The sequence below is a fragment of the Aeromicrobium sp. genome (genome assembly GCF_025965075.1).
In the GTDB taxonomy this organism is placed as follows: domain Bacteria; phylum Actinomycetota; class Actinomycetes; order Propionibacteriales; family Nocardioidaceae; genus Aeromicrobium.
The window spans coordinates 39,715-52,977 of record NZ_JAOPXQ010000102.1 but is presented as its reverse complement, the minus strand read 5'-3'; the positions used below and the strand labels follow the sequence as shown (position 1 = coordinate 52,977).

The 13,263-nt window shown below is 70.9% G+C and carries 14 protein-coding genes; 4 read left to right on the top strand and 10 right to left on the bottom strand.

The window, feature by feature from the left end; translation table 11 throughout:
• The 3 genes from JWQ91_RS06875 to JWQ91_RS06865 all read right to left on the bottom strand — a co-directional run.
• Positions 1 to 1,105: dihydroxy-acid dehydratase (locus JWQ91_RS06875; protein WP_297782116.1), on the bottom strand; the 1,105-nt coding region annotated here is incomplete at its 3' end.
• A 47-nt stretch (positions 1,106 to 1,152) separates the two neighbouring features.
• Entirely contained in the window at positions 1,153 to 1,815 is a 663-nt protein-coding gene (locus JWQ91_RS06870; RefSeq protein WP_297782115.1) for a hypothetical protein, read from the bottom strand.
• Positions 1,812 to 2,441, bottom strand: a complete 630-nt coding sequence (locus JWQ91_RS06865) for a SatD family protein (protein WP_297782114.1) — start codon at positions 2,439 to 2,441, stop codon at positions 1,812 to 1,814. Before JWQ91_RS06865 ends, JWQ91_RS06870 begins: the two co-directional genes overlap by 4 nt.
• 71 nt (positions 2,442 to 2,512) lie before the next feature.
• Here JWQ91_RS06865 and JWQ91_RS06860 point away from each other — a divergent pair, with 71 nt between their 5' ends.
• Entirely contained in the window at positions 2,513 to 3,367 is an 855-nt protein-coding gene (locus JWQ91_RS06860) for a hypothetical protein (protein ID WP_297782113.1), read from the top strand.
• Positions 3,368 to 3,421: 54 nt separating this feature from the next.
• Positions 3,422 to 4,306: an alpha/beta hydrolase gene (locus tag JWQ91_RS06855; protein WP_297782112.1), complete on the top strand. Its 885-nt coding sequence runs from the start codon at positions 3,422 to 3,424 to the stop codon at positions 4,304 to 4,306.
• Between the two features lie 3 nt (positions 4,307 to 4,309).
• Here JWQ91_RS06855 and JWQ91_RS06850 read toward each other — a convergent pair whose 3' ends face one another.
• From JWQ91_RS06850 to gatC, 5 genes are all read right to left on the bottom strand, one after another.
• Positions 4,310 to 4,600 (bottom strand): DUF1540 domain-containing protein, encoded by a 291-nt coding sequence (locus JWQ91_RS06850; RefSeq protein WP_297782111.1) that lies wholly within the window; start codon positions 4,598 to 4,600, stop codon positions 4,310 to 4,312.
• A 105-nt stretch (positions 4,601 to 4,705) separates the two neighbouring features.
• The gene (locus tag JWQ91_RS06845) at positions 4,706 to 5,707 is read right to left on the bottom strand and encodes an endonuclease/exonuclease/phosphatase family protein (RefSeq protein ID WP_297782110.1); all 1,002 of its coding nucleotides are present in this window, start codon (positions 5,705 to 5,707) and stop codon (positions 4,706 to 4,708) included.
• Positions 5,708 to 5,825: 118 nt separating this feature from the next.
• Positions 5,826 to 7,319, bottom strand: a complete 1,494-nt coding sequence (gene gatB, locus JWQ91_RS06840) for an Asp-tRNA(Asn)/Glu-tRNA(Gln) amidotransferase subunit GatB (protein ID WP_297782109.1) — start codon at positions 7,317 to 7,319, stop codon at positions 5,826 to 5,828.
• Positions 7,316 to 8,827 (bottom strand): Asp-tRNA(Asn)/Glu-tRNA(Gln) amidotransferase subunit GatA, encoded by a 1,512-nt coding sequence (gene gatA, locus JWQ91_RS06835; RefSeq protein WP_297782108.1) that lies wholly within the window; start codon positions 8,825 to 8,827, stop codon positions 7,316 to 7,318. The genes gatB and gatA overlap by 4 nt, the downstream gene beginning before the upstream one ends.
• On the bottom strand, positions 8,824 to 9,132 hold the full coding sequence (gene gatC / locus JWQ91_RS06830; RefSeq protein WP_297782107.1) for an Asp-tRNA(Asn)/Glu-tRNA(Gln) amidotransferase subunit GatC: 309 nt from the start codon (positions 9,130 to 9,132) through the stop codon (positions 8,824 to 8,826). The genes gatA and gatC overlap by 4 nt, the downstream gene beginning before the upstream one ends.
• A 117-nt stretch (positions 9,133 to 9,249) precedes the next feature.
• On the opposite strand from gatC, the gene JWQ91_RS06825 reads away from it, so the two are divergent.
• The gene (locus JWQ91_RS06825; protein ID WP_297782106.1) at positions 9,250 to 10,086 is read left to right on the top strand and encodes an alpha/beta fold hydrolase; all 837 of its coding nucleotides are present in this window, start codon (positions 9,250 to 9,252) and stop codon (positions 10,084 to 10,086) included.
• A gap of 260 nt (positions 10,087 to 10,346) precedes the next feature.
• On the opposite strand, the gene JWQ91_RS06820 is transcribed toward JWQ91_RS06825, so the two are convergent.
• Positions 10,347 to 12,011 (bottom strand): FAD-dependent oxidoreductase, encoded by a 1,665-nt coding sequence (locus tag JWQ91_RS06820; RefSeq protein ID WP_297782105.1) that lies wholly within the window; start codon positions 12,009 to 12,011, stop codon positions 10,347 to 10,349.
• A 32-nt stretch (positions 12,012 to 12,043) separates the two neighbouring features.
• Here JWQ91_RS06820 and JWQ91_RS06815 point away from each other — a divergent pair, with 32 nt between their 5' ends.
• Positions 12,044 to 12,391, top strand: coding sequence for a YrdB family protein (locus tag JWQ91_RS06815; RefSeq protein WP_297782104.1), 348 nt, complete (start codon positions 12,044 to 12,046; stop codon positions 12,389 to 12,391).
• A gap of 10 nt (positions 12,392 to 12,401) precedes the next feature.
• On the opposite strand, the gene JWQ91_RS06810 is transcribed toward JWQ91_RS06815, so the two are convergent.
• Positions 12,402 to 13,223, bottom strand: coding sequence for a pseudouridine synthase (locus JWQ91_RS06810; RefSeq protein WP_297782119.1), 822 nt, complete (start codon positions 13,221 to 13,223; stop codon positions 12,402 to 12,404).
• Between the last annotated feature and the right edge of the window lie 40 nt (positions 13,224 to 13,263).

Here is a 13,263-nt window from a genome sequence, read left to right as displayed (position 1 = left end):
CGCCGTCGACCTTGGGCTCGATGTGCGCGAGGTTCTCGGCCATGGTCTTGCCGGTGACGGTGAGGCAGTCGCCGTTCATCAGGCCGGCGTCGAGCAGCGCCTTCATGATGACCGGGATGCCGCCGACCTTGTCGACGTCGTTCATGACGTAGCGGCCGAAGGGCTTCAGGTCGCCGAGGTGCGGGACCTTGTCGCCGATGCGGCTGAAGTCCGCAAGGCTCAGATCGACCTCGGCCTCGCGGGCGATCGCCAGCAGGTGCAGCACCGCGTTGGTCGAGCCGCCGAGCGCCATGACGAGCGCGATCGCGTTCTCGAACGCGGGCTTGGTCATGATGTCGCGTGCCGTGATCCCCTTGCGGAGCAGCTCGACGACGGCCTCGCCGGACGCGATCGCGAACTCGTCACGGCGGCTGTCGATGGCCGGCGGTGCCGACGAGCCGGGCAGGCTCATGCCGAGCGCCTCGGCGGCCGATGCCATCGTGTTGGCGGTGTACATGCCGCCGCACGCGCCCTCGCCGGGGCAGATCGCGCGCTCGATCTTGTCGACCTGCTCGCGGGAGATGAGGCCCTTGAGGCACGCGCCGACGGCCTCGAAGGCGTCGATGATCGTGACGTCCTTGCCGTCGACGTTGCCGGGCATGATCGACCCGGCGTAGACGAACACGCTGGCCAGGTCGAGGCGGGCCGCGGCCATCAGCATGCCGGGCAGGCTCTTGTCGCAACCGGCGAGCAGGACGGATCCGTCGAGGCGCTCGGCCATCATGACGGTCTCGACCGAGTCGGCGATGACCTCGCGGCTGACGAGCGAGAAGTGCATGCCCTCGTGCCCCATCGAGATGCCGTCGGACACCGAGATCGTGCCGAACTCGAGCGGGTATCCCCCACCGGCGTGCACGCCCTCCTTGGCCCGCTTCGCGAGGCGGTCGAGCGACAGGTTGCAGGGGGTGATCTCGTTCCAGCTGGAGGCCACGCCGATCTGCGGCTTCTCCCAGTCGTCGTCACCCATGCCCACGGCGCGGAGCATTCCTCGCGACGCGGTGGCCTCGAGGCCATCGGTGACGGTGCGGCTGCGCGGCTTGATGTCGATCTCGTTCTCGGGAGGCATGCCCCCAAGATTACGGCGCGGCGTGTCGCGCTCGTTCGCGGAGGTCCTCAGAACAGCGGGACGAGCACCAGCGCGAGTCCCCAGCTGACGAAGCTGCCCACCAGGACGTACTCGGCCCGCAGACCGTCCGGCTGGTCGCGGGAGATCTCGGGAAACCGCAGGATGCCCTTGGCCGCCACGACCACGGCGATCGCCGCGAGGTTGCCGGTCACGGCGCAGGCGAACACGAACCATCGCTCGAGCGGGCCGAGCACCCGCCCTCCCCTGAGGTCGTTCTCCTGGGCCAGGACCCGCGGCCCCATCGCCGAGAGCGCGCGACGGACCACGACGTTGGCCGCGGTCGTCAGGAAGAGCACGACCCCCAGACCCAGGGCCGCCCGGTCGAGCGGCACGGTGTCCAGCCGCGGGACGGCGAGGTCGTCGTACCACCCCTGGATCGGCGCGTCGTCGAACGTCAGGTCGCCCGAGACGACCACCAGCACCACGGCGACAGCCGCGAGCAGCCCCGTGCCGACGGACAAGTCGCCCGCCGCCGAGACGACCCAGGCGACGACCACGATGCCCAGCACGACCGCCAACCACAGGGTGTGCCAGCCGGCACCGAGCAGCAGCAGGCCCGCGACGACGACGAGCACGCCGACGGGGATCTTCCAGCGGCGGACCAGATCGGCGGCGCCCACGGCGGCGAGCAGGACCGCGAGGGCGCTCATCGGGGCACCTCGCCGATCGACTCGAGCAGCACGCTGATGCCGCCGCGATGGCGCTGGGACACCGCGGAGGTCGAGATGCCCTCCTCCTCCGCGATCTGCGACAGCGACTTGCCGTGGAGCTCGGCGAGCGCGATCCGGCGCTGGCGACCGTCGAAGTCGCTGACGAGCTGGTCGCGCACGAGCAGATAGGCGTTCACGATGTCCCCCTCTCCCGATGGCTGACGCACCAGCCAGGTCCGCAGGCCCGGAGCCTGCCGGCCCTTGGCCTTCGCCGTGTCGATGGCCTCCCGCGCCGACCACCATGCCTGGCCGTCCTGGGTCAGACCATAGTTGGACGTACCGACGATCTCGACCGCTCCGACCCCGATGCCGAACCTGCAGTCCATCGGCTCGGGCAGCGCGAGCCGGACCAGCACCGTGGCGGTCAGCGCCTGGTGGAGGTCCGCGTAGACACCCTGCAGCTCGTCGCCGATCGTCGGTTCCAGTGGCTGGAGCGAGGGCACCAGGTCGTTGACGACGGCCAGCGCGGTCAGGAGGTGCTGCTGCGCCTCCGCCCGCGACGCGTGCTCCCGCGAGCCCACGAGGTCCCCGATGACCGCGAATCGAGATGAAGCGTCTGGGTTCATTTCTCCATAGTGAAGGGATTTGCTTCAAAACACAATAATGAAGCGCCGTGCTTCATGCTTAGACTGGGTTCATGAGCCTTGCCTTCGTGACCAGTCAGGACTACCGCACCATCGACCCCGACCTCCCGCTGCTGCTCGAGGCGTCGCGCGCCGCGGGCACCGACGCCGAGATCGTCGTCTGGGACGACGCGGGCGTGGACTGGGCAGCGTACGACGCAGTGGTCGTGCGGTCGTGCTGGGACTACGTCGCGCGGCGCGAGGAGTTCCTCGCCTGGGCCGAGGCGGTCCCCCGGCTGCACAACTCCGCGGAGGTGCTGGCGTGGAGCACCGACAAGGTCTATCTCGAGCAGCTGCAGGACGCCGGCGTGCCGATCATCGAGACCCGCTGGGACGTCGGCCCCGGCGAGGACATCGGCGATCACGCGGAGTGGGTCGTCAAGCCGACGATCTCCGCCGGCTCTCGGGACACCGCCCGCTGGGGCACCCGCGACGAGGTGTGGGCGCACAGCGCGGAGCTCATCGGCGCGGGCCGCACCTCGATGACCCAGCCGTACGTCTCGTCGGTCGACGACGAGGGCGAGACCGCGATGCTGCTCTTCGACGGGATCTTCTCCCACGCGATCCGCAAGGGCGCGCTGCTCGCCCCCGGCGAGGGCGTCGTGCAGGACCGCGACAGCCGCGAGTCGATCACGCCGCGCACGCCGAGCGACGCGCAGCTCGCCCTGTCCGCGTCCGTCATCGACATGACCTGCGAGATCCTGGGCCTCGACGAGCCCCCGCTCTATGCCCGCATCGACCTGGTGACGGCGCCCGACGGGTCACCGCAGCTCATCGAGCTCGAGCTGGCCGAACCGAGCGTGTTCCTGCCGCAGTCCGACGGCGGCGCCGAGCGGTTCGTCGAGGCGGTCCTGGCCCGGGTCGGCTGAGGCGGGCGGCGACCGGGATTGCAGCGATCCACGCCGCCATGGACAATTCAGCGCGTGACTCCCCCCTCCACGCCGCTGATCCGCTACTACGACGTCACGAGCGCCGACGGCACGAGCATCCGGGCGTGGACCAACGACGGCGATGGCCCCACGGTCCTGGTCTCGAACGGCCTGGGCACCAATCCGCACGCCTGGCCGTCCCTGCTGCGCGCCGAGAGCGGCGTGCGCGTCGTGGGTTGGAACCATCGCGGGACGGGCGGCTCGGAGCGGCCCAGCGACGGCCGGGTCGACCTTGACTCTTTCGTCGAGGACGCGACCGCCGTGATGGACGACGCCGGCATCGAGTCCTGCGTCGTGGCGGGCTGGTCGACCGGGGTCACGATCGCATTCGAGCTGGCGACCCGCCACCCCGAGCGTGTCACCGGAATCCTGGCCGTGGCCGGCGTCCCGGGCAACACGTTCTCCACGATGCTGGCTCCCCTGCGCCTACCGCCGGTCCTGTCGCGCGCCCTGATGGTGGGCTTCGTCCGGTCGGCCACCGTGACCGGCCATGCGTTCGCGCCCCTGACCCGCAAGCTGCCGTGGACCAACGCCACGACCAACGCGATCCGCCGCACCCGGCTGATCAGCCCATCTGCCGACACCGCGGAGCTGCGCGTGCTGCTGCAGGAGTTCTTCACGACCCACCCCGCCTGGTACGCCAAGCTGGCGCTCAGCGTCTCCAAGCACGCGCGGGTCTCGCTCAGCGAGATCGACATCCCGGTGACGTTCGTCGCCGGGAAGTGGGACATCTTCACCGGCGCCCGCGACATGCTGACGGCCGCCCGGCGGGTCAAGGGCTCGCGCTACCGCGAGCTCAACGCGACCCACTTCGTCACGGTCGAGCACCCCGACGTCGTCCTGGACGAGCTCAAGCAGCTGCTCGTGCGCGTCGGCTGACCGTCAGGCGGGCTGGTACGTCAGGCAGTCCGCGGCGTCCGCGCCCGGGCCGACCGTGATCGACGCCGCGGCGCACTCGAGATTGTCGTTGTGGGTGCAGTCGGTGCGGTGGCAGGCGCCCACCTTGGCGAGCGTCTTGCTGAGCCCGCCGTGTGCGCCGATGTCGATGAACGTGCCGCAGGCGGCCTGCGAGCCGGACACCGTGATGGCGCCGGCGTGGCACGCCGCATCGCTGTTGTAGGAACACCCCTCGACGGAGCAGGTGTGGACTTCGGGGAGATCGATGACGGTCATGCGGGCCTCCTGGCCGGGTCTATCCCCGACGGTAGACCCGCTCCCCCGTGGTCAGGCCAGCCTCAGAAGGGCGCCGGCTTCCCGGGGAGGCCTGGCCGTCGCCCATCAGGACAGGTGCACCTGCATCTCGATCATGTTGTGGTCCGAGGGGATCGTGCCGACGAAGGTGCCGTCCGCGTCGACCGAGACCACCTGACGCCACGTCTCGACCCGGATGCCGGGCGACACGTACAGGTAGTCGATGTGCGTGCCGATGGGCAGCTTGGTGCGCGGCGCCTGGCGAGAGAAGTGGTTCGCGGTGTTGTACTGCGCGTCGACGATGTTCTCAGCGATCGCGTTGCGGCCCACGTCCCACGTGGCCTTGGCATTGTCGAGCGGGTCGACGTACCCCGCGCCCGTGAACACCTTGTACTGGCCGTTGTAGGGCTTCGCGGCGCGGCTCGAGTTCATGTCACCGAGGATCACCACGGGACGGCCCCCGGAGCGGACCTTCGCCAGGTCGCGCACCTGCCGCGCCTGCTTGATCCGCACCGTGTTGTACCCGCTGTTGGTCTGCGAGCCCGGCTCGAGGTGGGTCGTGACCGCGAAGAACGCCTTGCCGCTCAGCCTGTCCTTGAAGACCGCCCACACCGCGTAGCGGCGGGCCGAGCCCTTCTTGTACAGGACCTTCACACCGCTGCTGGCGACGGACAGGCGACTGCTGTTGTACGCGAGCTGGGTACCACTGGAGTCCGATCCCTTGGTGGCGAGGGCGTACGGCTTGCCCATCAGGGCGAGCAGATCGGCCCACTGCCTGCGGCCGTTGCCTGCCCAGGTCTTGGGGGTGGCCTCGGACAGGCCGATGACGTCGGGCGCTGCGCTCTTGATGTTGTCGGCGACGGCCACACGACGGTTGCCCCAGTCGGCTGTCGAGTAGATCTTGCGGACGTTGTAGCTGGCAACGGTCACTGCCGATGACGGCGCGGCGACCGCGGCCGTCCGACCGCTCGACGCGGCGACGTCGGCCTGCGCGGTCTGGCCGGTCGCGAGCGCGCTGCCCAGGACCACCGTCGCGACGGTGGCCAGTGCTGCCACGCGGCGGCGCGTGAGCACAACAGAGTTGTTCATGACTTCGTACTCCCTCACGGCAGGACCTTCGTCCTGCTCTCCCGGCCCTAGTATGACCGCAAGCGGCACGAAGCGGCGAACTTCACGCAGATGGAGGTGCCGGTCCAGGCCCGTGCCGTCAGGACAGCTTCTCGAGGATCAGCTCGCGGACACGCCCGGCGTCGGCCTGTCCGCGCATCTCCTTCATGACCGCCCCGATCAGCGCGCCAGCCACACCGAGGTTGCCGTCGCGCACCTTCCGCGCCGCGTCGGGGTCTCCCGCGATGGCCCGGTCGACGGCGTCGCCCAGCGCACCGTCGTCCGACACGACCTCGAGCTTCCGGCCGACGATGACCTCCTCCGGCGTGCCCTCGCCGGCGATGACGCCGTCGAAGACCGACCGGGCGAGCTTGTCGTTGATCCGCTTGGAGTCGATCAGGGCCTGGATCTCAGCGACCTGGGCCGGCGTGATCCCGAGCGCGTCGAGGTCGTGGCCGGTCTCGTTGGCGCGCCGCGCCATCTCCCCCAGCCACCACTTCTTGGCGGCCTGCGGCGTCGTGCCGGCCTCGACCGTCGCGACGATCAGGTCCAGCGCGCCGGCACCGATCGTGTCGCGCATGTCGAGGTCGGAGAAGCCCCAGTCGGCCTGCAGGCGCGCGCGGCGCACGGCCGGCGGCTCGGGCAGCGTCGCCCGGAGCTCCTCGACCCACTCGCGCGACGGCGAGACCGGCGCCAGGTCGGGCTCGGGGAAGTAGCGGTAGTCGTCGGCGTCGGACTTCTCGCGTCCGGGCAGGGTCGTGCCCGTGTCCTCCTGGAAGTGCCGTGTCTCCTGCACGACCTTGCCGCCGGCGTCGAGGATGCCGGCGTGACGCGAGATCTCGTAGCGTACGGCCCGCTCGACGGAGCGGAACGAGTTGACGTTCTTGGTCTCCGAGCGGGTGCCGAGGACGTCGGAGCCCTTGGGCTTGAGCGACAGGTTGACGTCGGCGCGCAGCGAGCCCTGGTCCATGCGGACGTCGGACACGCCGAGCCCGCCGATCAGGTCGCGGACGTACGAGACGTAGGCACGGGCGACGGCGGCGGCCTTGTCGCCCGGCACCTCGATCGTGCGGGTCACGATCTCGATCAGCGGGATGCCCGCACGGTTGTAGTCGACCAGCGAGAAGTCGGCGCCGTGGATGCGGCCGCTGGAGCCGCCGACGTGCAGCGCCTTGCCGGTGTCCTCCTCCATGTGCGCGCGCTCGATCTCGATCCGGTACGTCTCACCGTCGACGTCGACGTCGACGTAGCCGTCGAACGCGATGGGCTCGTCGTACTGCGAGGTCTGGAAGTTCTTCGGCATGTCCGGGTAGAAGTAGTTCTTGCGCGCGAACCGGCACCACTCGGCGATCTCGCAGTTGAGCGCCAGGCCCATGCGGATCGCGGACTCGACGGCCTTCTCGTTGACGACCGGCAGGGCGCCGGGCAGCGCCAGGCACACGGGGCAGACCTGCGTGTTGGGCTCGGCACCGAACTCGGTGGGGCAGCCGCAGAACATCTTGGTCGCGGTGTTGAGCTCGATGTGGATCTCGAGACCCAGGACGGGCTGGTAGCGGGTCAGTGCCTCGTCCACGGGCACCAGGGTCTCAGTCATCGCACGTCCTCCAGCTGGGGTGCCTTCGCGAGCAGGGTGCCGCCCCACGTGTCCTCGAGCAGTCGCTCGAGCGCGGCGGCGGCGTTGTAGAGGCGGTCGTCGGCCTTCTGCGGGGCGAGGAACTGCAGCCCCACCGGCAGGTCGTCCTCGTCGGCGAGGCCGACCGGGAGCGACAGACCGGGGATGCCGACCAGGTTGGCCGGGATCGTGGCGACGTCACCGAGGTACATCGCGAGCGGGTCGTCGAGCTTCTCGCCCAGCGGGTACGCCGTGGTGGGCGACGTCGGCGAGACCAGCACGTCGACGTCGGCGAAGGCCGCCGTGAAGTCGCGGGCGAGGATCGTGCGGACCTTCTGCGCCGAGCCGTAGTAGGCGTCGTAGTAACCGCTCGACAGGGCGTACGTCCCCAGGATGATGCGGCGCTTGACCTCGTCGCCGAAGCCGGCGTCGCGGCTCGACGACATGACCTGCTCGGCGCTGGGGTCGTCGACCCCGGCCGGGGGGACGCGGACGCCGTAGCGCATCGCGTCGAACTTGGCGAGGTTGCTGCTCGCCTCGCTCGGCATCACGAGGTAGTAGGCGCCCAGGGCGTAGTTGAGGCTCGGGATCGAGACCTCGACGACCTCGGCGCCGGCGGACGCCAGCAGCTCGACGGCCTCGTCGAAGCGGGCGCGGACGCCGGGCTGGAAGCCCTCGCCGCCCAGCTCCGTGACGATGCCGATCCTGAGGCCCTTGACGTCGGCGCGGCGCGCGGCCGCGACGACGGCCGGGACCGGCTCGGGGATGCTGGTGGAATCCATCGGGTCGTGGCCGGCGATCAGCTCGTGCAGCAGCGCCGCGTCCAGGACCGTGCGGGTGACGGGACCGGCCTGGTCCAGGCTGCTCGCCATCGCGACGAGGCCGTAGCGGCTGATGCCGCCGTAGGTCGGCTTGACGCCGACCGTGCCGGTCAGCGCGCCGGGCTGGCGGATCGAGCCGCCGGTGTCGGTGCCGACCGCGAGGGGCGCCTCGAATGCCGCCACGGCCGCGGCGGAACCGCCGCCCGAGCCGCCGGGGATGCGGGTGCGGTCCCAGGGGTTGCGGGTCGGACCGTACGCGGAGTGCTCGGTCGACGAGCCCATCGCGAACTCGTCCATGTTGGTCTTGCCGAGGATCGGCAGTCCGGCGGCCCTGATCTTGGCCGTCACGGTCGCGTCGTAGGGCGGGATCCAGCCCTCGAGGATCTTGGAGCCACACGTCGTGGGCATGCCCTGGGTCACGAGGACGTCCTTGACCGCGATCGGCACACCGGCGAGATAGGACAGCTGCTCGCCCTTGCCGCGGCGGTCGTCGATGCCACGGGCGGTCGCGAGGGCGCCGTCGGCGTCGACGTGCAGGAAGGCGTGGAGGTCACCGTCGACCGCGGCGATGCGGTCCAGGCTGGCCTGCGTCACCTCGACGGAGGTGAACTCGCCGGCGGAGAGCCCGCGCGCGACCTGGTCGGCGGTCAACCGAGTGAGGTCTGTCATGACTCCCCCAGGATCTTCGGGACGAGGAACCGCTGCTGATCGGACGCGGGGGCGCCGGCGAGGGCGGCCTCGGGGCTCAGGCTCGGGCGGACGACGTCCTCACGGAAGACATTGTCGACCGGGACGGGGTGGCTCATCGCCGGTACGTCGTCGCCGGCCGCCTCCTGGACGCTGGCGACGTAGTCCAGGATCGCCGGAAGCTCGGAGGCGAGGTGCTCGAGCTCGGCCTCGCTGAGGTCGATGCGGGCGAGGCCGGCCAGATGGACGACGTCGTCTCGCGAAATACCCTTGTCGGGCTCAGACATGCGATTCCTTGCGGGTGGGGTGCGGGGGCTGCTGATCCATCCTAGTGACCGGCGACCGGCCGCCCGACCGGGCATCACGCCTGCCGGATAACCACGTTCTCTGTCAGGATGTCGGACATGACGACGCGGATCTCCCAGTTCACCAAGGGCCCCTACACATTCGACGTGATCGACACCGGCCCCCTCGACGGGACACCCGTCGTGCTGCTCCACGGGTTTCCCCAGCGGGCCACGTCGTGGAGCGGCGTGACGGAGCGCCTGAACGAGCAGGGCCTGCGGACGTACGCCCTGGACCAGCGCGGCTACTCCCCCGGCGCCCGGCCGTCCTCCCGGTTCGCCTACAGGGTCGAGGGCCTCGTCTCGGACGTCCTCGCGCTGATCGACCGGATCGGGCCGGGCCCGGTCCACCTCGTCGGCCACGACTGGGGCGCGGCGGTCGCGTGGTCCGTCGCGGCCGGCCACCCCGACCGGATCAGCTCGCTGACCGCGGTGTCGGTCGCGCACCCCGGGGCGTTCGTGCGGTCGATGCTGAGCAGCTCGCAGGCCCTGAAGTCGTACTACATGCTGCTGTTCCAGCTGCCGTTCGTGCCCGAGCACCTGCTGAGCCGCCGCAACGGCGCCGGCGAGAGGCTCCTGCGCGGGGCCGGCATGACCCGGTCGATGATCGGCACGTTCCGCGAGGAGATCATCGCCGACGGCGCGCTCAAGGGCGGGCTGGGCTACTACCGATCGATGTTCCTGTCGCCCGGGGCGTTCAGCCGCAAGGTGTCGGTCCCGACGACGTACGTCTGGAGCGACCGCGACGCGGCGCTGGTCCGTCGCGGGGCCGAGCTGACGCCCCAGTTCGTGACCGGTCCGTACGAGCTCGAGGTCTACGAGGGCGCCAGCCACTGGATCCCCGACGAGCGCCCCGCCGAGCTCGCCGCGAGCATCGCGAAGCGCATCGGGGTCTAGCTCGGCGCTGGGCCTGACGTTCTCGCAGACATGCCGACGGCGTGTTCGTCAGAACGTCAGGCCCCGCACTGGTCGCCAGTCCCGGAGATGAGCGTTCGCGGTTGCTTCCGCTACCTCAGGTCCTCACCCTTCGGCGGCGAGGCGACCGACGATGAAGGTTGGCGGCAGCGCCAACGACCCAATCCCTCATCCTCGGTGACAGCGTGGAGCCGTCGAGCGCTGGGAGCAGGTTAGTCACGGCTTCCCGGCGAACACCACCCTCAGCGGGGTGCCGGGGCGAGGTGGGCGTGGACCTGGGACACCGCGCCGGCGCCCTCGCCGCTCGCCGAGGCGACGCGCTTCATCGACCCCGCCCGGACGTCGCCCGCGGCGAAGATCCCCGGCACGGCGGTCTCCAGCGGGGCCGGTGGCAGGCCGTCGCGCCAGGCGGCCCTGGGAATGTCGCGCCCCGTCAGCACGAAGCCCCGCTCGTCCCGGCTGACCTCCGCGGGCAGCCAGTCGCAGCCCGGCTCGGCGCCGAGCAGGAGGAACAGCCCGTCGGCGTCCAGCCGCTCGACCGACCCCGCCGACTCCAGGTCGATCCACTGCAGCCGGGCGTCGCCGCCGCCGTCGACGATCCGCGAGCCGGTCCGCACGTGGATCGCGCGGTGGGTACGGATCTCCTCGACGAGGTAGGCCGACATCGTCTCCTCGAGGCTTGCCCGCCGCACGATGATCGTGACCGCCCGGGCGAACCTCGCGAGGTGCACCGCGGCCTGGCCCGCCGAGTTGCCGCCGCCGACGATGAAGACGTCCCGGCCCTCCATCTCGCGGGCCACGCTGGACGCCGCGCCGTAGTGCACGCCGCGCCCGACCAGCTCCTCCAGCGCCGGGACGCCCAAACGCCGATAGTCCACACCGCACGCGACGAGCACCGACCGGGCCCGGATGACACCCCCGTCGTACGCGATCTCGTGCAGGTCACCCACGCGCAGGCCCTCGACCGAGCGCCCGGTGAAGATGCGCGCCCCGAACCGCGTGGCCTGCAGGCGGGCGCGGAACGCCAGGCGCATCCCCGATACCCCGCGGGGGAAGCCCAGGTAGTTGCGGATCATCGAGCTGGTGCCGGCCTGGCCGCCGACAGCCTCGGACTCCAGGATCACGGTTCGCAGCCCCTCGGAGGCCCCGTAGACCGCGGCGGCGAGGCCGGCCGGGCCGGCGCCGACGATCAGCAGATCGGCGACGTAGTCCTCGCCGAGGTCTGCCGGCGAGCCGTAGAACGTCGACGCGACGAGCCGATCAGTCGCGCCGGCGAGCGGCGGACGGCTGAAGGCGGACACGATCGGCAGCGGCGCGTCCTCCCCCACCTCCGCGAGGATCTCCCGGCCGACCGGGCTGTCGGGGTGGTAGCGGGTCCACGGCGCACCCATGCGGTCGAGGAAGTCCCGGATGCCGGCGACCTCGAGCTGGTTGCCGTCGTCCACGATCCGCACGCCTGCGACTTCCGGCGTCGAGGTCGACGTGGCCCACTCCGAGAGGTACTCCGCGATCGCGGTGTGGAACTCCTCGTCGCGCGGGCCCTGCGGGATCAGCAGGTACGTGTCGAGACGACCCACCGCCAGTGCAAGCCGGAGCTCGTCGAGGGCACGCTGGAACGCCCCCATCCTGACCAGCACGATCCGCCGGCTGCTGGGTGCCACGTTGCGCAGCACGTCGAGCACGTCGATCGCGTTGATCTCCAGGCCGAAGTCGACCCCGATCAGCGCGATCGGCTGGCCGCCGGCGATGATCTGTGCCGCGACGTCGGTGACCGTCAGGACGTCCGTCACGACGCGCACGTCGTAGTCCCGGGAGTACCGGCTGGTGAACTCGTCGGCGAGGACGTCATGGCTCCACCCGCCCGCGACGAGCAGGATCACGGGGCGGGGCCGCGGCGACTCGGTCATGGCCGAAAAATAGCAGCCACTAGGTTGTGGGGGTGCCTCCCGAGAAGCCTGTGGACCTTGGTCCGCTCGACGCCATCGCCTTCCTCATCGAGCTGGCGATGGTCGTGCTGCTGGTCCTGGCCGGCCACGGCTTCGCCGACGGGTGGCAGGGTTGGGCCGTCGGGGTCTTCCTCGCGATGGTCGCGGTCGGCATCTGGGCGCAGTGGATGGCACCGACCTCGGTGCGGCGTCTCGACAACCCCACTCGGTACGTCGTCCAGGTCATGCTGTTCCTCACCGTCGCGCTGTACGCCGCCGCGGGCGGGCTCGTGTGGTGGGGCATCGGCTTCGCGGTCGTCGCGATCACGGTGTTCGGCGCCCTCCTGCGCGACGAGCGCTAGGTCCGGCTCCTCAGTCCGCGGTCAGCGGCAGGGACCGGACGCTGCGGAACGCGCGCTGCGTCCCGTCGACGGGGTCCGTGAACGACAGCTCCCCCGCGAGCAGCTGCAGCGGGACCGCGAAGTCGTCGACCGCGATGTCGAGCACGGTCGGGTAGAGCGGGTCGCCGACGATCGGGATGCCCAGCCCGGCCAGGTGGATCCGCAGCTGGTGGGTGCGGCCGGTCGACGGGGTCAGCCGGTAGACGCCACGGTCACCGACGGTCCGCTCCAGCACGACCTCGGTCTCGGCGTTGACCGGTGCACCCGGCACGACCTCCGCCTGCCACACGCCACGACGCTTCGTCACGTGGTTGCGGATCACGACAGGCAGCTCGAGGTCGGCGCGCAGCGGCGCCAGCGCCCAGTACGTCTTGCGGACCGTGCCGTCCTGGAACATCGACTGGTAGGCGCCCCGCCAGCGCCGCTCGGTGGCGAGCATCAGCAGCCCCGACGTGACCCGGTCCAGCCGGTGCAGGGGCGACAGCTCGGGCAGCCCCAGCTCGTCCCGGAGCCGGACCACGACGCTCTGCCGGACGTGCCGACCCCGCGGGATCGATGACAGGAACGCCGGCTTGTCGACCACGACGAGCCGCTCGTCGCGGTGCACGACGTGGATCCGGCCGGGGACCTGCGCCTCGTCGGGCAGGTCCCGGTGGAACCACACGAACGTGTGCGGTTCGTAGGCGTGCCCCTCCGCGACCGGGAGCCCCGTGTCGTACACGAACCGCTCGGCGGACAGCATCTGCGTGACGTCGACCCGCTCGGGCAGCCGGTGCCGGAGCCACGCCCCCATCGTGGGCCACGGCTCGGGCCACGGTTCGTCGCGGTCGGGC